The sequence below is a fragment of the Priestia sp. 3CA3 genome (genome assembly GCF_056836725.1).
The window spans coordinates 38,974-58,973 of sequence record NZ_JBXENJ010000012.1 but is presented as its reverse complement, the minus strand read 5'-3'; the positions used below and the strand labels follow the sequence as shown (position 1 = coordinate 58,973).

Annotated in this window: 23 protein-coding genes and 2 other annotated features; all 23 genes read left to right on the top strand. The window is 39.3% G+C overall.

The genetic code is table 11. The features are described from left to right. Positions 1 to 296 precede the first annotated feature (296 nt). The 23 genes from AC1VNJ_RS23780 to rplL all read left to right on the top strand — a co-directional run bounded on the left by AC1VNJ_RS23780 (position 297) and on the right by rplL (position 19,998). Entirely contained in the window at positions 297 to 758 is a 462-nt protein-coding gene (locus tag AC1VNJ_RS23780; protein ID WP_013054895.1) for a CtsR family transcriptional regulator, read from the top strand. A gap of 41 nt (positions 759 to 799) precedes the next feature. Further along, positions 800 to 1,342: a protein-arginine kinase activator protein McsA gene (gene mcsA, locus AC1VNJ_RS23775; RefSeq protein WP_028412656.1), complete on the top strand. Its 543-nt coding sequence runs from the start codon at positions 800 to 802 to the stop codon at positions 1,340 to 1,342. Between the two features lie 3 nt (positions 1,343 to 1,345). Then, on the top strand, positions 1,346 to 2,419 hold the full coding sequence (gene mcsB / locus AC1VNJ_RS23770) for a protein-arginine kinase McsB (RefSeq protein WP_013054897.1): 1,074 nt from the start codon (positions 1,346 to 1,348) through the stop codon (positions 2,417 to 2,419). 20 nt (positions 2,420 to 2,439) lie between these two features. After that, positions 2,440 to 4,881, top strand: coding sequence for an ATP-dependent protease ATP-binding subunit ClpC (clpC, locus tag AC1VNJ_RS23765; protein ID WP_014462041.1), 2,442 nt, complete (start codon positions 2,440 to 2,442; stop codon positions 4,879 to 4,881). Between the two features lie 123 nt (positions 4,882 to 5,004). Next, positions 5,005 to 6,381 carry a DNA repair protein RadA gene (radA, locus tag AC1VNJ_RS23760; RefSeq protein WP_013054899.1) on the top strand — a complete coding sequence of 459 codons (1,377 nt, stop codon included), beginning with the start codon at positions 5,005 to 5,007 and terminating at the stop codon, positions 6,379 to 6,381. Between the two features lie 3 nt (positions 6,382 to 6,384). Next, the gene (gene disA, locus AC1VNJ_RS23755) at positions 6,385 to 7,464 is read left to right on the top strand and encodes a DNA integrity scanning diadenylate cyclase DisA (RefSeq protein WP_013054900.1); all 1,080 of its coding nucleotides are present in this window, start codon (positions 6,385 to 6,387) and stop codon (positions 7,462 to 7,464) included. A gap of 147 nt (positions 7,465 to 7,611) precedes the next feature. Further along, entirely contained in the window at positions 7,612 to 8,709 is a 1,098-nt protein-coding gene (locus tag AC1VNJ_RS23750) for a PIN/TRAM domain-containing protein (RefSeq protein ID WP_014462040.1), read from the top strand. Between the two features lie 25 nt (positions 8,710 to 8,734). Next, entirely contained in the window at positions 8,735 to 9,436 is a 702-nt protein-coding gene (ispD, locus tag AC1VNJ_RS23745) for a 2-C-methyl-D-erythritol 4-phosphate cytidylyltransferase (RefSeq protein WP_328174114.1), read from the top strand. Continuing rightward, the gene (gene ispF / locus AC1VNJ_RS23740) at positions 9,433 to 9,912 is read left to right on the top strand and encodes a 2-C-methyl-D-erythritol 2,4-cyclodiphosphate synthase (RefSeq protein ID WP_013054903.1); all 480 of its coding nucleotides are present in this window, start codon (positions 9,433 to 9,435) and stop codon (positions 9,910 to 9,912) included. Before ispD ends, ispF begins: the two co-directional genes overlap by 4 nt. A 105-nt stretch (positions 9,913 to 10,017) precedes the next feature. Beyond that, positions 10,018 to 11,475: a glutamate--tRNA ligase gene (gltX, locus tag AC1VNJ_RS23735; protein ID WP_028412658.1), complete on the top strand. Its 1,458-nt coding sequence runs from the start codon at positions 10,018 to 10,020 to the stop codon at positions 11,473 to 11,475. 39 nt (positions 11,476 to 11,514) lie between these two features. Then, positions 11,515 to 11,738: a binding site (T-box leader), on the top strand. Between the two features lie 72 nt (positions 11,739 to 11,810). Then, positions 11,811 to 12,467: a serine O-acetyltransferase gene (gene cysE / locus AC1VNJ_RS23730; protein ID WP_025753192.1), complete on the top strand. Its 657-nt coding sequence runs from the start codon at positions 11,811 to 11,813 to the stop codon at positions 12,465 to 12,467. Then, on the top strand, positions 12,457 to 13,854 hold the full coding sequence (gene cysS, locus AC1VNJ_RS23725) for a cysteine--tRNA ligase (RefSeq protein ID WP_033580789.1): 1,398 nt from the start codon (positions 12,457 to 12,459) through the stop codon (positions 13,852 to 13,854). Before cysE ends, cysS begins: the two co-directional genes overlap by 11 nt. A gap of 7 nt (positions 13,855 to 13,861) precedes the next feature. Then, positions 13,862 to 14,287 carry a Mini-ribonuclease 3 gene (locus AC1VNJ_RS23720; protein WP_013054907.1) on the top strand — a complete coding sequence of 142 codons (426 nt, stop codon included), beginning with the start codon at positions 13,862 to 13,864 and terminating at the stop codon, positions 14,285 to 14,287. Then, the gene (rlmB, locus tag AC1VNJ_RS23715) at positions 14,277 to 15,020 is read left to right on the top strand and encodes a 23S rRNA (guanosine(2251)-2'-O)-methyltransferase RlmB (protein ID WP_014462034.1); all 744 of its coding nucleotides are present in this window, start codon (positions 14,277 to 14,279) and stop codon (positions 15,018 to 15,020) included. The genes AC1VNJ_RS23720 and rlmB overlap by 11 nt, the downstream gene beginning before the upstream one ends. A 2-nt stretch (positions 15,021 to 15,022) precedes the next feature. Continuing rightward, on the top strand, positions 15,023 to 15,532 hold the full coding sequence (locus AC1VNJ_RS23710; protein ID WP_013081364.1) for an NYN domain-containing protein: 510 nt from the start codon (positions 15,023 to 15,025) through the stop codon (positions 15,530 to 15,532). A 68-nt stretch (positions 15,533 to 15,600) separates the two neighbouring features. Next, entirely contained in the window at positions 15,601 to 16,251 is a 651-nt protein-coding gene (gene sigH, locus AC1VNJ_RS23705) for an RNA polymerase sporulation sigma factor SigH (RefSeq protein ID WP_028412660.1), read from the top strand. Positions 16,252 to 16,332: 81 nt separating this feature from the next. Next, positions 16,333 to 16,482 (top strand): 50S ribosomal protein L33, encoded by a 150-nt coding sequence (rpmG, locus tag AC1VNJ_RS23700; RefSeq protein ID WP_013081365.1) that lies wholly within the window; start codon positions 16,333 to 16,335, stop codon positions 16,480 to 16,482. Between the two features lie 53 nt (positions 16,483 to 16,535). Further along, the gene (gene secE / locus AC1VNJ_RS23695) at positions 16,536 to 16,715 is read left to right on the top strand and encodes a preprotein translocase subunit SecE (RefSeq protein WP_013054912.1); all 180 of its coding nucleotides are present in this window, start codon (positions 16,536 to 16,538) and stop codon (positions 16,713 to 16,715) included. A gap of 195 nt (positions 16,716 to 16,910) precedes the next feature. Further along, complete coding sequence (gene nusG / locus AC1VNJ_RS23690) at positions 16,911 to 17,444, top strand: transcription termination/antitermination protein NusG (RefSeq protein ID WP_014462032.1); 534 nt, start codon at positions 16,911 to 16,913, stop codon at positions 17,442 to 17,444. 165 nt (positions 17,445 to 17,609) lie between these two features. Continuing rightward, the gene (gene rplK, locus AC1VNJ_RS23685) at positions 17,610 to 18,035 is read left to right on the top strand and encodes a 50S ribosomal protein L11 (RefSeq protein ID WP_013054914.1); all 426 of its coding nucleotides are present in this window, start codon (positions 17,610 to 17,612) and stop codon (positions 18,033 to 18,035) included. 110 nt (positions 18,036 to 18,145) lie between these two features. After that, entirely contained in the window at positions 18,146 to 18,841 is a 696-nt protein-coding gene (gene rplA / locus AC1VNJ_RS23680) for a 50S ribosomal protein L1 (protein WP_013054915.1), read from the top strand. 65 nt (positions 18,842 to 18,906) lie between these two features. Next, positions 18,907 to 19,050, top strand: a sequence feature (ribosomal protein L10 leader region). A gap of 40 nt (positions 19,051 to 19,090) precedes the next feature. Further along, positions 19,091 to 19,591: a 50S ribosomal protein L10 gene (rplJ, locus tag AC1VNJ_RS23675; protein WP_013054916.1), complete on the top strand. Its 501-nt coding sequence runs from the start codon at positions 19,091 to 19,093 to the stop codon at positions 19,589 to 19,591. A 44-nt stretch (positions 19,592 to 19,635) separates the two neighbouring features. After that, the gene (gene rplL / locus AC1VNJ_RS23670) at positions 19,636 to 19,998 is read left to right on the top strand and encodes a 50S ribosomal protein L7/L12 (RefSeq protein ID WP_013054917.1); all 363 of its coding nucleotides are present in this window, start codon (positions 19,636 to 19,638) and stop codon (positions 19,996 to 19,998) included. Positions 19,999 to 20,000 lie beyond the last annotated feature (2 nt).

Sequence of the window (20,000 nt, the reverse complement as noted above, 5' to 3'; positions counted from 1 at the left end):
AGCTCTTTAGCGCCAATGGTAGTTGGGACTTTGTCCCTGTGAGAGTAGGACGTTGCCAGGCACCTGAAAAAGGACTAGCTATTTTAGCTAGTCCTTTTTTGTTTACAATTTATTTGTTTTATGAAAAAGTATAGTAAGAACAATAAAATTCGCGATTTGCAGGTTTTGAAATAAATTTTAGTGGCAACGATAAAAGTAAAGAATAAACTTTAATAGTACATAGTTGAAAATTTTTTCGTTTCCTTTTATATTTAAATTAAGGTCAAATATAGTCAAAGTCAGAAGGAGGGGGCAGCGTGCCAAATATCTCTGACATTATCGAACAGTATTTAAAACAAGTACTTGAATTAAGTGAAAGAGAAATTGTTGAAATAAGGCGCAGTGAGATTGCTGATAAATTTCAATGCGTTCCGTCGCAAATTAATTACGTTATCAATACCCGCTTTACGGTTGAGAGAGGTTATCTTGTAGAAAGTAAGCGAGGCGGCGGCGGATTTATTCGTATTGCAAAAGTAAAAATGCATGATGCAGCGGATTTGTTTCAGCAAGTGATTGAGATGATTCAAAATGAAATTTCACAAGTAAGTGCTGAAAATGTCATTATTAGGTTAGTTGAAGAAAAAGTCATCACAGAACGAGAAGCAAAAATCATGTTGAGCGTTATCAATCGTTCAGTTATTAATATTGAACTTCCTTATCGTGATGAGCTAAGAGCCAATCTTTTAAAAGCAATGCTTAATTCATTACGCTACCGATAAGCTCATGATCTATTTTATTTAGAACAGGGAGTGATGACAGGATGATTTGTCAGCAATGTGAAACGAGACCTGCAACTCTTCACTTCACAAAAATTATTAATGGTGAAAAGACGGAGATGCACGTATGTGAACAATGCGCTTCAGAAAATGGAGATGCATTTTCTTTTTCAAATCAGCAAGGTTTTTCAATCAATAACTTACTAGCTGGCCTACTTAACCTAGACCCAGCAGTAACTGAAAATTATAAGAAACAAAGTCAGGACGTTCTTTCTTGTCCTACTTGTGGCATGACATATCAAAAATTTGCTAAAATCGGCAGGTTTGGATGTGCAGATTGCTACAAAACATTTGAGCGACCTCTTATTCCTTTCTTGAAGAGGCTGCATGGAGGTAATTATCTACATCATGGAAAAATACCAGCAAGAATTGCAAGTAATCTTCATTTAAAAAAGGAATTACAGGCATTAAGATTGAACTTAAAAGAGTATATCGAAAAAGAGGAGTTTGAGAAAGCAGCGGAACTCCGAGATCACATTCGATTACTAGAAAAGAAGATGAACGAATCGAGAGAGGAGGAAGCGTAATTCATGTCCCAGGATTTGTTCTTTTCCCAGCCTGTTAGCTCTTGGATGCGTCAAGAAGCTTCGAATTCAGATATTGTGCTAAGCAGTCGAATCAGGCTGGCTCGAAATTTAACTCATTATCTTTTTCCAACTCTCTTTTCTAAAGAACAAGCAGTTGAAGTGGTTCGAGTATTTGAGCAAGTTTTTCAAAAAAGCGAGAACACCAATCAGTGGAATTTGCATTTACTAAAGATGAACGAATTACAGCCTCTTCAAAAGCAAGTGTTGGTTGAAAAACATCTTATCAGTCCTAACTTGGCTGAAGGAGACAACAACGGAGCTTGTTTTTTATCAGAAAAAGAAGATTTGAGTATTATGGTTAATGAAGAAGATCATTTACGCATACAATGTTTATTTCCAGGCCTTCAATTATCTGAAGCTTTAAGCACAGCGAATAAAGTAGATAATTGGATTGAGAAATACGTAGATTATGCGTTTGATGAAAATAGAGGGTATTTAACCAGCTGTCCCACAAATGTGGGTACTGGGCTACGTGCATCTGTGATGATGCATCTGCCGGCTTTAGTGATGACCCGTCAAATTCATCGTATTATTCCCGCTATTAACCAGCTTGGCTTAGTGGTGAGAGGAATTTATGGAGAAGGTAGCGAAGCTTTAGGGAATATCTTTCAAATTTCTAATCAGATAACCTTAGGGAAATCTGAAGAAGATATTGTGGCAGATTTAAATAGTGTCGTACAGCAGTTAATTACACAAGAGCACTCTGCAAGAGACGCACTGTTTAAAACATCTCATGTAGAGTTAGAAGATCGAGTGTATCGTTCATATGGAGTATTGGCCAATAGCCGTATTATTGAGTCCAAAGAAGCTTCACAATGTTTATCAGATGTTCGATTAGGAATCGATTTAGGGTATATAAAAGGACTGAGTCAAAATATATTGAATGAACTTATCATTATGACGCAGCCAGGCTTTTTACAAAAGTATTCGGGAGGGCCCCTAAAGCCTCAGGAACGTGACATTAAAAGAGCCACCTTAATTCGAGAACGTCTCACTATAAATAAAAACACAAATTAAACGTGGAGGGTGACGATTATATGATGTTTGGTAGATTTACAGAGCGCGCACAAAAAGTATTAGCTTTAGCACAGGAAGAAGCACTACGCCTAGGTCACAACAACATTGGAACGGAGCACATTTTATTAGGTATCGTTCGTGAAGGTGAAGGAATTGCAGCAAAAGCTCTTTCTGCTCTAGGCCTAAGCACTGAAAAAATTCAAAAAGAAGTGGAAGCATTAATTGGCAGAGGCCAAGAATTAACGCAGACCATTCATTATACACCTCGAGCGAAAAAAGTCATTGAACTTTCAATGGATGAAGCCCGAAAGCTTGGTCATTCTTACGTAGGAACAGAACATATCTTACTAGGCTTAATTCGTGAAGGTGAAGGCGTTGCAGCACGCGTTTTAAATAATCTAGGTGTCAGCCTAAATAAAGCTCGTCAGCAAGTACTTCATTTATTAGGTAGCAATGAAGCTGCTTCAAGCCATCAAGGCGGAGGTTCTTCAAATGCCAATACACCTACGCTAGACAGCTTAGCACGCGATTTAACAGTTGTAGCGCGCGAAGGAAGCTTAGACCCTGTTATCGGACGTGGGAAAGAAATTCAGCGTGTTATTGAAGTGTTAAGCCGACGTACAAAAAACAATCCTGTATTAATTGGGGAGCCAGGTGTCGGTAAAACGGCAATCGCTGAAGGTTTGGCTCAGCAAATCGTCAACAATGAAGTTCCAGAAATTTTACGTGACAAACGCGTTATGACTTTGGATATGGGAACGGTCGTGGCTGGTACAAAATATCGCGGAGAATTTGAAGATCGCCTGAAGAAAGTAATGGATGAAATTCGTCAAGCAGGTAATATCATTCTCTTTATCGATGAGTTACACACATTAATTGGCGCTGGTGGTGCAGAAGGTGCTATCGATGCTTCTAATATTTTAAAACCGTCTCTTGCTCGTGGAGAACTTCAGTGTATCGGTGCTACGACTTTAGATGAATACAGAAAATATATTGAAAAAGATGCAGCGTTAGAGCGTCGCTTCCAGCCAATTCAAGTGGATGAACCAACGTTGGAAGAGTCTATTCAAATCTTAAAAGGGCTTCGTGACCGTTATGAAGCGCATCACCGAGTATCTATTTCTGATGAGGCAATCGAGCAAGCGGTGAAACTATCAGATCGCTACATTTCAGATCGTTTCTTACCGGATAAAGCAATCGATTTAATTGATGAAGCTGGTTCAAAAGTGCGTTTACGTTCATTTACAACGCCGCCAAATTTAAAGGAATTAGAGCAAAAATTAGAATCAGTACGCAATGAAAAAGATGCGTCTGTTCAAAGTCAAGAATTTGAAAAAGCAGCATCTTTACGCGACACAGAACAACGCCTACGCGAAGAATTAGAAGACACAAAGAAAATTTGGAAAGAGCAGCAAGGTAAAGAAAACTCAGCTGTAACCGTAGAAGATATTGCGATGGTGGTATCTAGCTGGACGGGTGTACCGGTCTCTAAACTGGCACAGGAAGAGACAGAAAGACTGCTAAACATGGAAGAGATTCTTCACTCTCGTGTAATTGGGCAAGAAGAAGCGGTAAAAGCAGTTGCAAAAGCTGTGCGCCGTGCTAGAGCAGGCTTGAAAGATCCAAAACGCCCAATTGGTTCATTCATTTTCTTAGGACCAACAGGGGTTGGTAAAACAGAGCTTGCACGCGCATTAGCGGAGTCAATCTTTGGCGACGAAGACGCAATGATTCGTATCGATATGTCTGAGTACATGGAGAAACATTCTACTTCACGCTTAGTAGGTTCACCTCCAGGATATGTTGGATACGAAGAAGGCGGCCAGTTAACGGAAAAAGTAAGAAGAAAACCTTACTCAGTTGTTCTTTTAGACGAAATTGAAAAAGCACATCCGGATGTATTTAACATTTTATTACAAGTGTTAGAAGATGGACGCTTAACAGATTCAAAAGGCCGTACAGTTGATTTCCGTAATACGATTTTAATTATGACATCAAACGTAGGTGCGGACACATTAAAACGAAGCAAGCACTTAGGGTTCACAGTAGAAGCAGAAGGCCAAGACTACAAAGATATGAAAGGAAAAGTAATGGCGGAAATGAAGCGCGCATTCCGTCCGGAGTTCCTAAACCGTATCGATGAAATTATCGTCTTCCATTCATTGGAGAAACCTCACTTAGCTGAAATCGTTAAATTAATGGCGGACCAGTTAACAAAACGCTTAAAAGAGCAAGAAATTGATCTTGAATTAACAAAAGAAGCAATTGATAAGATTGCAGAGGAAGGTTTTGACCCAGAATACGGCGCTCGTCCACTTCGTAGAGCAATTCAAAAACATATTGAAGACCGTTTATCTGAAGAGCTGCTAAAAGGGGTTGTTCAAAAAGGTCAGAAAGTGACGCTAGATGTAGACAAAGGAGAATTTGTTGTTAAATCCTCCGCTCCAAGCAGCATCAGCTAAATTTACTCAAACCAAGACGAGGCATACGAAAAAACACGTATGCCTCCCTTTTTATTTTAGCTTAGGAAATAGTGTACAATAGAGATAGAAATCGATTGAATGAACGGAGAGATTGATAACATAATGGCGAAACGAAAAACAAAATTTGCATGTCAGCATTGCGGATATGAATCCGCAAAATGGATGGGGAAATGTCCTGGATGCGGAAGCTGGAATTCGATGGTGGAAGAAATGGAAGAAACGAAATCATCACGCCGAGGAGCTTTTTCCGGAGCTACTGCTTCTAAAGTTCAAAAACCTCAGTCAATTACAGCGATTGAATCTACAACAGAACCACGGATTTTTACACCTTCTGCAGAGTTAAACCGTGTATTAGGAGGCGGTATTGTCAGAGGGTCACTCGTTTTAATAGGGGGAGATCCGGGTATCGGAAAGTCTACTTTACTTTTGCAAACCTCCGCGCAGTTAGCAATGAAACAAAATAAAGTACTATATATTTCGGGAGAGGAATCAACCAAACAAACGAAGTTAAGAGCGGACAGGCTAGGTGTAAAAGCTGAAGAGCTTTATGTTCACGCAGAAACAAACTTAGAATTAATACTAGAGGCCATCTCAAGCATGCAGCCTGATTTTGTGGTGATTGATTCAATTCAAACCATTTACCATGCTGATGTGACATCAGCGCCAGGAAGCGTCTCACAGGTGCGAGAGTGTACGGCTGAACTAATGCGTGTTGCTAAAACGAATGGCATTGCCATCTTTATTGTGGGTCATGTAACGAAAGAAGGGGCCATTGCGGGTCCAAGACTTCTTGAGCATATGGTAGATACGGTTCTTTATTTTGAAGGAGAGCGCCATCATACGTATCGTATATTAAGAGCGGTTAAGAACCGATTTGGATCTACAAATGAAATGGGCATTTTTGAAATGAAAGAAAGTGGGCTAGAAGAAGTATTGAATCCATCTGAAATCTTTCTAGAAGAACGGTCTCAGGGAGCAGCAGGTTCGGTTGTTGTCGCTTCAATGGAAGGGACAAGACCCGTATTAGTAGAGCTGCAGGCGCTAATCAGTCCAACGAGCTTTGGAAACCCTAGAAGAATGGCGACAGGAGTAGATCATAATCGCGTTTCGCTTATCATGGCTGTCTTAGAAAAGCGTGTAGGAATGCTGCTGCAGAATCAAGATGCTTATTTAAAAGTAGCAGGTGGAGTGAAATTAGATGAACCAGCAATCGATTTAGCTGTAGCCGTTAGCATTGCTTCAAGCTTCAGAGATGCTGCTTCTAGCGCTACAGATGTTATTGTAGGAGAGGTAGGATTAACAGGCGAAGTACGCCGAGTGTCTAGAATTGAACAGCGCGTTCAAGAAGCGGTAAAATTAGGGTTCCAACGAATTATTATTCCGGAGAAAAATTTAGGAGGATGGAAAGTCCCAGATGGTATTGATGTGATTGGGGTATCAACAGTAGCGGAGGCTCTGCAATATACATTAGGAGGATAAGCAGTGGAAGGAGAAAAAACAACAGTTAGTCAAAAACAAATATCAGAAATTCTGCAGTTTGTAGCACCAGGAACCCCTATTCGTGACGGTATCGATAACGTCTTGCGGGCAAAGACGGGCGGCTTAATTGTTATGGGCTACAATGAACAAGTCAAAAAGATGGTAGATGGAGGATTTTCGATTAATTGTGCATTTACACCTGCGCATTTATACGAGTTAGCCAAAATGGATGGAGCGCTTATTTTAAACGACAGCGGAAGCAAGATATTGTTTGCTAATGCTCAGCTCATGCCAGATCCCTCTACCCCTTCTTCACAGACAGGAATGCGTCACCGTACAGCGGAGCGCGTAGCTAAGCAGTCAGGTGTATTGGTGATAGCCATTTCACAAAGACGGAATGTGATTACGCTTTACAAAGGGTCTCTGCAGTATGTATTGAAAGACATTAGCGTTATTTTAGCAAAAGCGAATCAAGCGCTTGGAACCCTTGAAAAGTACAAGGCGGTATTAGATGAATCGATTACAAGTCTCAGTGCATTAGAGTTTGAAGAGCAAGTAACTCATACAGATGTGCTGCAGTCGCTTCATCGTACAGAAATGGTTTTGCGTATTAAAAATGAAATTTTGAGCTATATTAGCGAGTTAGGAACAGAAGGAAGGCTAATTCGTCTCCAAATGAATGAACTGCTTTCTCACTTAGAGGAAGAAGCAACTTTATTAATCAAAGATTATATGTATGACCTCAGCTTTGACCCTTACCGAGTGATTGAACGCATGCAGCAGCCGTCAAATAATGTTCTTCTCGATGACCAAACGCTCCTTCGCTTAATGGGATATCCTATGTATACAAGCTTTGAAGACAGCGTTATTCCTAGAGGGTATCGAATGCTTCATAAAATTCCAAGACTTCCATCGATTATTATTGAAAATCTCATTGATGAATTAGGGGATTTAAAAACGATAGCAGATGCGTCGGTAGAAGAATTGGATGAGGTAGAAGGCATCGGTGAAATTCGAGCACGGAAAATTAGAGAAGGCCTAAAAAGACTAAAAGAGCAGCATCTTACAAATCGTCAGCTATAGGATATTAATTGACATTAAATGTTTGATTCATTAAGATATTGTGAAAATACAAAAAAAGTGACAGTTTGTTTACAAATTCTGTTTTTTGGTTAAATAACAGGTTTCAATCATTGTAAACTGTTTATAATGATAAAGGGAGGTGAAGGCGTGTTAAAACGTTTTGTACAGTTATTTTTTATTATTACAGGTGGTACATTGGGCGTCTTTTTTATACCTGAACTTATTCAATTATTAAATCTGCAAGATGTAGCATTTCTAGAAAAACCTTACGTCGATGCAATACTGGGAGCTATTTTGTTTTTCCTTGTCACGTTTTGGATTGTTGATTATATAGTTGAATTAATTCGCCGAGTGGAAGAGGCGTTGCTGAAGGCGCCTGTAACGGATGTACTTTTTGGTAGCTTAGGATTGATTTTAGGGCTTATTGTAGCCTACTTGGTCGGAGCTTTTTTAGGCAGAATTCAACTTCAAGTAGTAAGTACCATTTTACCAATCTTTCTAAGTATTCTTTTAGGTTACTTAGGGTTTCAAGTCGGGTTTAAAAAACGTGATGAGCTTGTGAACGTGTTTTCCATGCCATCTCGAATTGGGAAGAAAAAAGGGCAAGAAGAAGAAGCAGATAATGAAGAATCACTAAAGTCTCTTAAAATTTTAGATACAAGCGTTATTATTGACGGTCGTATCGCAGATATTTGTCAAACAGGATTTTTAGACGGAACGATTGTTATTCCGCGCTTTGTGCTTGAGGAACTTCAGCATATTGCTGATTCGTCGGATGTTCTAAAACGAAACAGAGGTAGACGAGGTCTAGATATTCTAAACCGTATTCAAAAGGAACTGGCAATGAAGGTAGAAATTTATGAAGGCGATTTCGAAGACATTCAAGAAGTGGACAGTAAGCTGGTCAAATTGGCAAAGCTGACTTCTGGGTTGGTCGTTACAAACGACTTTAATTTAAATAAAGTATGTGAACTTCAAAATGTCGGCGTCTTAAATATTAATGACTTAGCAAATGCCGTTAAGCCAATTGTGCTTCCGGGAGAAGAAATGAATGTGTTGGTTATAAAAGACGGTAAAGAGCATAATCAAGGTATTGCCTATCTTGATGACGGTACAATGATCGTGGTAGAAGAAGGAAGAAATTACATTGGAAAGCAAATTGATGTACTGGTGACGAGCGTACTCCAAACCTCAGCAGGCCGTATGATTTTTGCGAAACCCAAGTTATTAGAAAAAGCACTGTGACGTAACAGGTAAAGGGAGTATACCTATGAAGTATGAAATTATCGTTTTAGCTGCAGGGCAGGGGAAGCGAATGAAAGCGGGGCGGAACAAACAATTTTTAACTATTCAAAACGTTCCGCTTATCATTCATACGCTGCAAAAATTCGAACAAGATCCTTGGTGCAGTGGAATTGTACTAGTTGTAAACGAAAAAGAAGTGGCGATTTTTGAAGAGTTATTAACTGAATATCCAATTCAAAAGGTTCAATCATTGACAGTTGGAGGCGATGAACGTCAACATAGCGTTTATAACGGCCTTAAAAGTCTAAAGCAGGCTCAGATGGTATTAATTCATGATGGCGCTCGACCATTTGTTCAACAAAACACAATCCATGAGTTAGTAGAAAAAGCTTCTAGTGATAAGGCTGCTGTACTGGCTGTTCCAGTAAAAGACACAATTAAGCGTGTGGAACAGGGGACTGTCATTGAAACAGTTGAGCGCTCTAGCTTGTGGGCTATTCAAACGCCGCAGGCTTTTCTTTTTGATGTAGTAATGGATGCACACGAAAAAGCAAAAACAAATGAATACTTAGGCACCGATGATGCAAGCTTAGTAGAAAAAGCAGGACAAAAAGTATCGATTGTAGAGGGAAATTACGATAATATAAAACTAACAACACCAGAAGATTTGTTATATGCAGAAGCTATATTAACAAAGCTAAACAGGACTGAAGGAGTGGAAAAATGAACATTCGAGTAGGACAAGGTTTCGACGTACATGAATTTGCAGAAGGAAGACCTTTAATCATCGGCGGTTTAGAAATTCCGTATGAAAAAGGATTATTAGGCCACTCAGATGCAGATGTGCTGTTACATACAATCGCAGATGCCTTATTAGGAGCGGCGGCTAAAGGAGATATCGGAAAGCATTTTCCGGATACAGACCCTGAATTTAAAGATGCTGATTCAGCAAAGCTTCTTCAACACGTATGGAAACTACTAAAAGATGAAGGTTATGAATTAAGCAATGTAGATTGCACGATTATCGCGCAAAAACCTAAAATGGCTCCTTACATTGAACCAATGAGAGAGCGTATTGCGCAGCTGTTAGAAGCAAGCATTTCTCAAATTAACGTCAAGGCAACAACAACAGAAAAGTTAGGTTTTACGGGACGTGAAGAAGGAATCGCTGCCCAAGCAGCCGTTTTAGTTTATCAAAAATAAAAACAGTTGACTTTGACAGATACCTATTTGGTGATAAAATTAGAACATGTCTAAAACATATAAATACATACTATAAGTAATATTAAATTGGAGGTCATCTTAGTTATGTCAAGCGAAGTAAGAGTTCGTTATGCCCCGAGTCCAACTGGACATCTTCATATAGGGAATGCAAGAACAGCACTATTTAATTATTTATTTGCACGAAATCAAAACGGTAAATTTATTATCCGTATTGAAGATACAGATCAAAAGCGTAATATCGAAGGCGGCGAAGAAAGTCAGCTGCGCTATTTAAAATGGTTAGGTATTGAATGGGATGAAAGTATCGACGTAGGCGGGGAGTACGGTCCTTACCGCCAGTCTGAACGTACGGAAATCTATCAAAAATATACGGAAGAACTTCTTGAAAAAGGATTAGCTTATCACTGTTACTGTACGTCAGAAGAGCTTGAAAAAGAGCGTGAAGAACAGCAGGCGAACAGTCAAATGCCGCGCTATTCAGGTAAGTGCCGTAACTTAACAGCTGAACAGCGTGCTGAACTAGAAGCAGAAGGCCGTGAGCCGAGCATTCGCTTCCGTGTTCCTAGTAACACAGAAATTAAGTGGAATGATATTGTCAAAGATGAAGTATCGTTTGAGTCTGAAGGCATTGGTGATTTCGTTATTGTGAAAAAAGACGGTACACCAACATATAACTACGCTGTAGCCATTGATGATTATCTAATGAAGATGACACATGTTCTACGCGGAGATGACCATATTTCCAATACACCGAAGCAAATTCTTGTGTATGAAGCTTTAGGCTGGACGCCTCCTGTATTTGGTCATATGACGTTAATCGTAAATGAAAATCGTCGCAAGCTAAGTAAACGTGATGAGTCAATCATTCAGTTTATCGAGCAATATAAAGAATTAGGCTACTTGCCAGAAGCACTATTTAATTTTATTACAATGCTTGGCTGGTCACCTGTGGGAGAAGAAGAGATTTTCTCTAAAGAACAGTTTATTGAAATTTTTGACCCAGCTCGTTTATCAAAATCTCCAGCACTATTTGATACAAGCAAATTACGTTGGATGAACAACCAATACATGAAACAATTGGATTTAGACGAGGTAGTAGCTTTATCAGTTCCTCACTTAGTGAAAGCTGGAAAAGTTGAAGAAACGCGCGATGCAGAAACAGAACAATGGGTACGTGACTTAGTCGCTCTATACCAAGAACAAATGAGCTTTGGCGCTGAGATTGTTGAACTTACTGAAATGTTCTTTAAGAAAGAAATTGATTACAGTGAAGAAGCAAAAGCAGTACTTGCTGAAGAACAAGTACCGGAAGTGTTAAAAGCATTTGCTGAAGAGATTTCTTCCTTAGAAGAATTCAGCGCTGATGAAATTAAGGCAGCAACAAAGGCTGTACAAAAAGCAACAGGTCAAAAAGGTAAAAAACTATTTATGCCAATTCGTGTAGCAACAACAGGCGAAACACACGGTCCCGAGCTTCCAAAAGCTATTTCTCTTTTAGGGAAAGAAACAGTTTTAGCTCGTCTAGAAAGCATTTATAGTTAACAAATTTCTATTTTGCCCATATGATAAAATAATCAAATATGGATATCGTTGAGAAGGAAGAGTAGGCAAGTTCATTGCATATCAGAGAGGGTTATCACCGGCTGAAAGTAACCTATGACAAAACTTGTTGAAGTGCGCCTTTGAGTCTTTTGTTGAATGCTACTAAGTAAGTAGGCAAAAGCGGTTACTTTCACGTTATGAGAGAAGAGTTGGGATTGTTTGTTGATCCAAACAGAGTGGAACCGCGTATATACGTCTCTGTGTCATTTGACATAGGGGCGTTTTTTTATACAATCAATGAGTAGATAAAGGAATAGCGGAATTGGGGTGAGATGATGCTAAAGTTGTTAAAGGAAGACATTGAGGCCATATTTGAACAAGATCCTGCAGCAAGAAGTTATATTGAAGTGATATTAACCTATTCAGGGTTGCATGCTATTTGGGCACATAGATTCGCTCACGGGCTTTTTAAAAGAAAGTGGTTTTTTCTGGCACGTGTAATCTCACAAATTAGCCGATTCTTCACAGGGATTGAAATTCATCCGGGTGCGAAAATTGGCCGCCGCTTTTTTATTGACCACGGAATGGGAATTGTTATTGGGGAAACGTGCGAAATTGGAGATAATGTAACAGTATATCAAGGAGTAACACTCGGAGGAACAGGGAAAGAAAAAGGAAAGCGTCACCCGACGATTGAAGACAATGTCTTAATTGCAACAGGTGCTAAAGTGCTAGGGTCGATTACGATTCATGCGCACTCCAAAATTGGAGCAGGCTCAGTTGTGTTAAATGACGTCCCAGAAAACTCAACGGTTGTTGGTATCCCTGGCCGAGTCGTCATTCAAAATGGCGTCCGGATTCCAAAAGATTTGAATCATCAAGATTTGCCAGATCCAGATGCAGAGCGTTTCAAACAGCTAGAGAAAGAAATTTTACACCTGCAAAATCAATTAAAGGAATTAAAAGAAGGGAAGATTCACCATGGCAATTAAGCTATATAACACGTTAACACGTCAAAAAGAGACGTTTGTACCGCTAGAAGAAAACAAAGTCAAAATGTACGTGTGCGGACCGACCGTGTATAACTATATTCATATTGGAAATGCACGTCCTGCGATCGTATTTGATACGGTGCGCCGCTATTTAGAATTTAGAGGCTACGACGTGGAGTATGTCTCAAACTTCACAGATGTGGATGATAAATTAATTAAGGCAGCAAAAGAGTTAGGAGAAGATGTTCCAACGATCGCAAACCGCTTTATCGATGCCTACTTTGAAGATACGTCAGCTCTTGGATGCAAGCATGCCGATGTGCATCCACGCGTAACTGAAAATATGGATATCATTATTGAATTCATTGATGAACTGGTGAAAAAAGGCTATGCGTATGAGTCAGAGGGCGACGTATACTATCGTACGCGTAAATTTGAAGGATACGGAAAATTATCACATCAGTCCATTGATGAATTGCAATCCGGTGCTCGCATCGAAGTTGGAGAAAAGAAAGAAGATCCATTAGACTTTACTCTTTGGAAAGCAACCAAAGATGGAGAGATTGCATGGGATAGTCCTTGGGGTCAAGGAAGACCAGGCTGGCATATTGAATGCTCGGCGATGGCGCGCAAGTATTTAGGTGATACAATTGATATCCACGCAGGAGGTCAGGATTTAGCTTTCCCTCATCACGAAAATGAAATTGCTCAATCAGAAGCGCTCACTGGGAAATCGTTTGCGAAATACTGGCTTCATAACGGATATATCAATATTGATAATGAAAAGATGTCTAAATCACTAGGGAACTTCGTGTTAGTTCATGACATTATTAAAAAGCATGATCCTTCCCTACTTCGATTCTTTATTTTATCTGTTCACTATCGTCACCCAATTAACTATAACGAAGAAATTTTAGAGAATACGCGCAAAGGGTTTGAGCGTCTGCAAACAGCTTACGGCAACTTAACTCACCGTCTAGAGGCAGCAACAAATCTTCAAGAAGATGCTTCAGAATGGTTTGAAAAGCTAAAAGAGCTTCGCGAGACCTTTGTTGAAGAGATGGATGATGATTTTAATACGGCAAATGCCATTTCTGTTCTGTTCGAGCTAGCAAAGCAAGCTAACTTGTATTTATTAGAACAAACAACGTCTACAGATGTAATTGAAGCCTTTATTAAAGAGTTTAAAGAACTAGGTGCTGCAATAGGCATTGCGTTTGGAGAAGCTGAACTTTTAGACGAAGAAATTGATCAATTGATCCAAGATCGTATTCAAGCTCGTAAAGATCGTAATTTCCAATTAGCAGATCAAATTCGAGATGAATTAAAGGCTAAAAATATTATTTTAGAAGATACGGCGCAAGGAACAAGATGGAAAAGAGGATAATAGTGTTATGAGCAGCAGTAAATTAGATGTAAAACAGCTAAATAGCTTAGCTCTTGCTTATATGGGTGATGCGGTGTTTGATTTACATGTTCGCCGCCACCTGCTGGTGTTAGGGACAGTGCGCCCTAACCAGCTTCATAATAAAGCTAAAAAATATGTATCAGCAAAAGCACAAGCACAAATCGTATATTATTTTAAAAATGAAAACTTTTTTACTGAAGAAGAAGAAGGTGTACTGCGCCGAGGACGCAATGCAAAGTCTGGTACAGTCCCTAAAAACACAGATGTGCAAACGTATCGCTACAGTACAGCATTTGAAGCGGTCGTAGGCTATTTGTATCTTTTAGGTGAAGAAGAAAGAATGATGGAACTTATTACTAAAGCTATCTCTTTCGTCGATGAAGGAGAGGGAGGAATGAATCATGGAACATGAATTTATCATTGGACGTAATCCGGTCCTAGAAGCCCTAAAGTCTGGGCGTGACATTAACAAGCTATGGATTGCCGAAGGATCGCAAGGCGGTTCTATGGGGCAAATCACGCAGTTAGCAAAACGTAATGGTGTATTGGTGCAGTTTGTACCGAAAAAGAAAATTGAGCAAATGGTAGACGGTATTCATCAAGGAGTAGCTGCACAAGTTGCTGCTTATCAGTATGCAGAGTTAGATGATTTATTTAACTTAGCGGAAAAACGTAATGAAAGTCCGTTTTTCCTTCTGTTAGATGAGCTCGAAGATCCCCATAATTTAGGTTCTATTATGCGAACAGCCGATGCCGTTGGCGCACACGGTATCATTATTCCAAAGCGCCGTTCAGTTGGATTAACGGCCACTGTAGCAAAGGCGTCTACAGGAGCGATTGAACATATTCCTGTAGCAAGGGTAACAAACCTATCAAGGACGATTGATGAATTAAAAGATCGAGGCGTATGGATTGTTGGAACGGATGCGAAAGAAAGTGACGATTACCGCAACTTAGATGGAGGTATGCCGCTTACGTTAGTGATTGGAAGTGAAGGAAAAGGCATGAGTCGTTTGATTCGTGAAAAATGCGACTTTCTTGTACAGCTTCCAATGGTTGGGCATGTTACATCGTTAAATGCATCTGTAGCAGCTAGTCTTCTCATGTATGAGGTTTACCGAAAACGCCATCCTCTAGGTGAATAGAAATGGATATTCTACTGGTGGATGGTTATAACATGATAGGTGCGTGGCCCGACCTAAGAAAGCTTAGAGATAATGATTTAGCGGGTGCTCGAGACCTGTTAATTGAAAAGATGGCAGAGTATCAAGCATATATGGGGTATCGTGTCATTATTGTCTTCGATGCTCATATGGTCGAAGGAATTGAAAAGAAGGCAAAAAATCATAAGGTTGACGTTGTATTTACACGAGAAAATGAAACAGCGGATGAGTACATTGAAAAGCTGGCTCAAGAGCTAAACAATGTAAAGACACAGATTCATGTTGCTACATCTGATTTTACGGAGCAGTGGGCAATCTTTGGACAAGGTGCGCTTAGAATTTCTGCTCGAGAATTGTACAACGAAATTGAGCAAATTGAGAAACATATTAATCTTGATGTGAAGTCTATTCAAAATCAAAAGCCAGCGGCACGCATTCAACTTTCCAATCAAGTAGCCGAAATTTTCGAAAAATGGCGCCGGGGACAGCGGTGAGGTTATTGACGGTACGGAATTAGCTACTGTATAATATTTCTATCTACTGTGCGGTCGGGGGGATCGATATGGGCGATACTTATGGGAGAAAACTGCATGCTCATTTCGAACAACAAGAGGATGAAACAGTTGTCGATCTTGTGCATAAAGGCGATATTGACGCATTAGAGTATTTGATTCATAAATACAAAAACTTTGTGCGAGCAAAGGCGCGGTCGTATTTTTTAATTGGGGCAGACCGTGAAGATATTGTACAAGAAGGTATGATAGGGTTATACAAGGCAATTAGAGATTTTAGAGAAGATAAGCTAACTTCGTTTAAAGCTTTTGCTGAACTTTGCATTACCAGGCAAATTATTACCGCTATTAAAACCGCAACAAGGCAAAAACATATTCCATTAAACTCTTATGTATCATTGGACAAGCCAATATATGATGAAGAGTCCGACCGAACCTTAATGGATGTTATTTCGGGGACAAAAGTAGCAAATCCAGAAGAGTTGCTCATTAATCGAGAGAAGTTTGATGATATTGAATTAAAGATGGCTGAACTGTTAAGTGATCTTGAGCGAAAAGTTCTCGTTCTTTATTTAGATGGTCAATCTTATCAAGAAATTTCAGAAGAGTTAAACCGCCACGTCAAATCCATCGATAATGCACTTCAGCGTGTGAAGAGGAAATTAGAGCGCTACCTCGAGATTCGTGAAATCACAATGTAGCCTTCTATCCTCATATTGACATGCTAAGAAAGTCTGTGATACTTTTTTATAGACATTATCACTCTATAGGTGGTTGACATTATGCGTAAAAAAGTTGTACTTGCGTGTGTGCAATGCGCTAGTCGTAACTATACGACTATGAAAAACACACAGCAAAACGAAGAGCGTTTAGAAATGAAGAAGTTTTGCAAAACGTGTAACGCACATACGATTCATCGTGAAACAAAGTAGATCAATAATCTGCACAGACTAATACCCCTTTTAATTTATTGGAGGTTACAAACATGAACCGTGTAGGAAATTTCTTGCGTGATGTTGGGCGTGAGATGAAGAAGGTAAGTTGGCCTAAAAAAAATGAGCTAACTCGTTATACAATTACTGTTATTTCTACAGTTGTATTTATGACACTCTTTTTTGTAGTAGTTGATTACGGAATTTCGTCACTTATTCGTTTAATCCCTTGAATAAATTGACTTAAATCATGGTATAATAAAGCTAAATTATGTTTTTTTCAGAAAAGCCCGGAGACGGGTTTTTTAATTTGCTTTAAGAATGATTGTGCTAGGAGTCAACTATTTTCCTAGTGCGTTGTCTGTGCAATAGATTAGGACATCTTATTTTATAGTGAGCTGGGAGGGAAGGACGTATAGTCCTCAGAAATGGAGAAAAATTGGTATGTAGTCCATACTTATTCTGGATATGAAAATAAAGTAAAAACAAATTTAGAAAAGCGCGTAGAAACAATGGGTATGCAAGATAAAATTTTCCGCGTTGTTGTTCCTGAAGAAGAAGAAAGAGAAATTAAGAACAACAAAGAAAAGATTACAAAGAAAAAAGTATTCCCAGGGTACGTGTTAGTTGAAATCATCATGACAGATGATTCATGGTATGTAGTTCGTAATACACCTGGCGTTACGGGCTTTGTAGGTTCAGCAGGTTCTGGATCAAAGCCAACTGCTCTTCTACCAGAAGAAGTAGAAATGATCTTAAAACAAATGGGCATGGACGAGCAGCATGCTGACTTTGACTTTGAACTAAAAGAAACAGTATTGGTTCAAGAAGGTCCGTTTGCAAACTTCGAAGGTACCATTGAAGAAATCGATACAGATAAACGTAAAGTTAAGGTTCATGTCGATATGTTCGGAAGACAAACGCCAGTAGAGCTAGACTTTACACAAATTGAAAAAATATAATCTGTAAGACCTTGCAATTCATGAAGTTTAATGTTAATATTTCATAAGTCAGTATGTCTCAAAACTAGAGACTAAAACAACTATTTCTTTATTTTATATATAAAGAACATTGAGTGGGAGGGCATCGCCCTATTACCACATCACGGACTTAAGGAGGTGTGTCTCGTGGCTAAAAAAGTAATTAAACTTGTTAAGTTACAAATTCCTGCAGGTAAAGCAAATCCAGCGCCACCAGTTGGTCCTGCATTAGGTCAAGCCGGTGTTAACATCATGGGTTTCTGTAAGGAGTTTAACGCTCGCACAGCTGATCAAGCTGGTCTTATCATTCCTGTTGAAATCACGGTATTTGAAGACCGTTCATTTACATTTATTACGAAAACTCCACCTGCTGCTGTACTACTTAAGAAAGCGGCTGGTATTGAGTCTGGTTCTGGTGAACCAAACCGTAATAAAGTTGCAACAGTCAAGCGTGACAAAGTGCGTGAGATTGCTGAAACTAAAATGCCTGACTTAAACGCTGCTAGCGTTGAATCTGCAATGCGCATGGTAGAAGGTACAGCGCGCAGTATGGGAATCGTAGTTGAAGACTAATTCCATTTGATTGGGTGTTAGAAGGTTGCGAGAAATGGAAGTTTTCCTATGCTCGCAACCTTTATTAGTGGGAGGTTATTCCGTTAAAACCACATAAGGAGGAAACAAAAATGGCTAAAAAAGGTAAAAAGTACGTTGAAGCTGCTAAGCTTGTAGATCGTACACAAACTTATTCAGTACAAGAAGCGATTGAATTAGTAAAGAAAACAAACACAACTAAATTTGATGCAACTGTAGAAGTAGCATTCCGTTTAGGAGTTGACCCTAAGAAAGCTGACCAACAAATTCGTGGTGCAGTAGTACTACCAAACGGTACAGGTAAAACTCAACGTGTATTAGTATTCGCTAAAGGCGAAAAAGCTAAAGAAGCTGAAGCTGCAGGCGCTGACTACGTTGGCGATGCTGACTACATCAACAAAATCCAACAAGGTTGGTTCGAGTTCGATGTAATCGTAGCTACTCCAGACATGATGGGTGAAGTTGGTAAACTTGGTCGTGTATTAGGACCTAAAGGTTTAATGCCAAACCCTAAAACTGGTACAGTAACATTTGATGTTCAAAAAGCAGTTAACGAAATCAAAGCTGGTAAAGTAGAATACCGTGTTGATAAAGCTGGTAACATCCACGTACCAATCGGTAAAGTATCTTTCGAAGAGAGCAAGTTAGTTGAAAACTTCACTACAATCTTCGAAACTATGGTAAAAGCTAAGCCGGCAGCAGCAAAAGGCACATACATGAAGAACGTAGCTGTTACTTCAACAATGGGCCCTGGTATCAAAGTTGATACTGCTTCATTCTCTGCTTAATAAATTTGGAAATAAATCGGTGTTGACTTTTTGAAAGTCCCTGATTATAATAGATAATGTTGTTAAAAAGAATAACATTTGTACCGTAGACAGTAGGTGCTGCAAAGCTTAATTTCCTACCGAGGTGTGTGAGATAAATTAGTGAAACGTTATGGTTCGCTTACTACACCTCCATGTCTTTATTGTCATGGAGGTTTTTTATTGCACCTTGTCTGAGTGTACGGAAGGAAATCTACAGGAGGTGTAAAGATGAGCAACGTAATTGAACAAAAGAAACAAGTCGTAGACGAAATTGCTGAAAAACTTCAAGCGAGTAACTCAATAGTTGTCGTTGACTACCGTGGTTTGAATGTTGCTGAAGTTACTGAACTTCGTAAGCAATTACGTGAAGCAGGCATTGAGTTCAAAGTTTACAAAAACACTTTAACTCGCCGTGCTGTAGAAAAACTTGAACTAACAGATCTTAATGATGCGTTAGTAGGTCCAAATGCAATCGCATTTGGTGGAGAAGATGTTGTTGCTCCAGCTAAAATTTTAAACAACTTCGCTAAAGAACACGAAGCGTTAGAAATCAAAGCTGGTGTAATTGAAGGTAATGTTGCATCTGTTGAAGAAATTAAAGCACTTGCAGAACTACCATCTCGCGAAGGCTTACTTTCTATGTTGCTTAGCGTGCTTCAAGCTCCAATTCGCAACCTTGCTCTTGCTACAAAAGCTGTGGCAGATCAAAAAGAAGAACAAGGTGCATAATCTAGTCTGTTATATATAACACAATCACAAGGAGGAAATTAACAATGACTCAAGAACAAATCATTGAAGCAGTTAAAAATATGACTGTTTTAGAACTTAACGATTTAGTAAAAGCAATCGAAGAAGAATTTGGCGTAACTGCTGCTGCTCCTGTAGCTGTAGCTGGCGGTGCTGCTGGTGAAGCTGCTGCTGAGAAAACTGAATTTGACCTAGTACTTGAAAGTGCTGGCGGACAAAAAATCAAAGTTATCAAAGTAGTACGTGAAATCACTGGTCTTGGCTTAAAAGAAGCTAAAGAAATCGTTGATAACGCTCCAAAAGCTCTTAAAGAAGGTATTTCTAAAGAAGAAGCTGAAGAAGCAAAAGCTAAACTTGAAGAAGTTGGCGCTTCTGTAGAAGTTAAGTAATT

Bases quoted from the DNA above. Each gene is read 5' to 3' on its own strand.
- mcsA (WP_028412656.1), top strand. From the start codon at position 800: ATGATTTGTCAGCAATGTGAAACGAGACCTGCAACTCTTCACTTCACA.
- mcsB (WP_013054897.1), top strand. From the start codon at position 1,346: ATGTCCCAGGATTTGTTCTTTTCCCAGCCTGTTAGCTCTTGGATGCGT.
- clpC (WP_014462041.1), top strand. From the start codon at position 2,440: ATGATGTTTGGTAGATTTACAGAGCGCGCACAAAAAGTATTAGCTTTA.
- radA (WP_013054899.1), top strand. From the start codon at position 5,005: ATGGCGAAACGAAAAACAAAATTTGCATGTCAGCATTGCGGATATGAA.
- ispD (WP_328174114.1), top strand. From the start codon at position 8,735: ATGAAGTATGAAATTATCGTTTTAGCTGCAGGGCAGGGGAAGCGAATG.
- ispF (WP_013054903.1), top strand. From the start codon at position 9,433: ATGAACATTCGAGTAGGACAAGGTTTCGACGTACATGAATTTGCAGAA.
- gltX (WP_028412658.1), top strand. From the start codon at position 10,018: ATGTCAAGCGAAGTAAGAGTTCGTTATGCCCCGAGTCCAACTGGACAT.
- cysE (WP_025753192.1), top strand. From the start codon at position 11,811: ATGCTAAAGTTGTTAAAGGAAGACATTGAGGCCATATTTGAACAAGAT.
- cysS (WP_033580789.1), top strand. From the start codon at position 12,457: ATGGCAATTAAGCTATATAACACGTTAACACGTCAAAAAGAGACGTTT.
- AC1VNJ_RS23720 (WP_013054907.1), top strand. From the start codon at position 13,862: ATGAGCAGCAGTAAATTAGATGTAAAACAGCTAAATAGCTTAGCTCTT.
- rlmB (WP_014462034.1), top strand. From the start codon at position 14,277: ATGGAACATGAATTTATCATTGGACGTAATCCGGTCCTAGAAGCCCTA.
- AC1VNJ_RS23710 (WP_013081364.1), top strand. From the start codon at position 15,023: ATGGATATTCTACTGGTGGATGGTTATAACATGATAGGTGCGTGGCCC.
- sigH (WP_028412660.1), top strand. From the start codon at position 15,601: ATGGGCGATACTTATGGGAGAAAACTGCATGCTCATTTCGAACAACAA.
- rpmG (WP_013081365.1), top strand. From the start codon at position 16,333: ATGCGTAAAAAAGTTGTACTTGCGTGTGTGCAATGCGCTAGTCGTAAC.
- secE (WP_013054912.1), top strand. From the start codon at position 16,536: ATGAACCGTGTAGGAAATTTCTTGCGTGATGTTGGGCGTGAGATGAAG.
- nusG (WP_014462032.1), top strand. From the start codon at position 16,911: ATGGAGAAAAATTGGTATGTAGTCCATACTTATTCTGGATATGAAAAT.
- rplA (WP_013054915.1), top strand. From the start codon at position 18,146: ATGGCTAAAAAAGGTAAAAAGTACGTTGAAGCTGCTAAGCTTGTAGAT.
- rplJ (WP_013054916.1), top strand. From the start codon at position 19,091: ATGAGCAACGTAATTGAACAAAAGAAACAAGTCGTAGACGAAATTGCT.
- rplL (WP_013054917.1), top strand. From the start codon at position 19,636: ATGACTCAAGAACAAATCATTGAAGCAGTTAAAAATATGACTGTTTTA.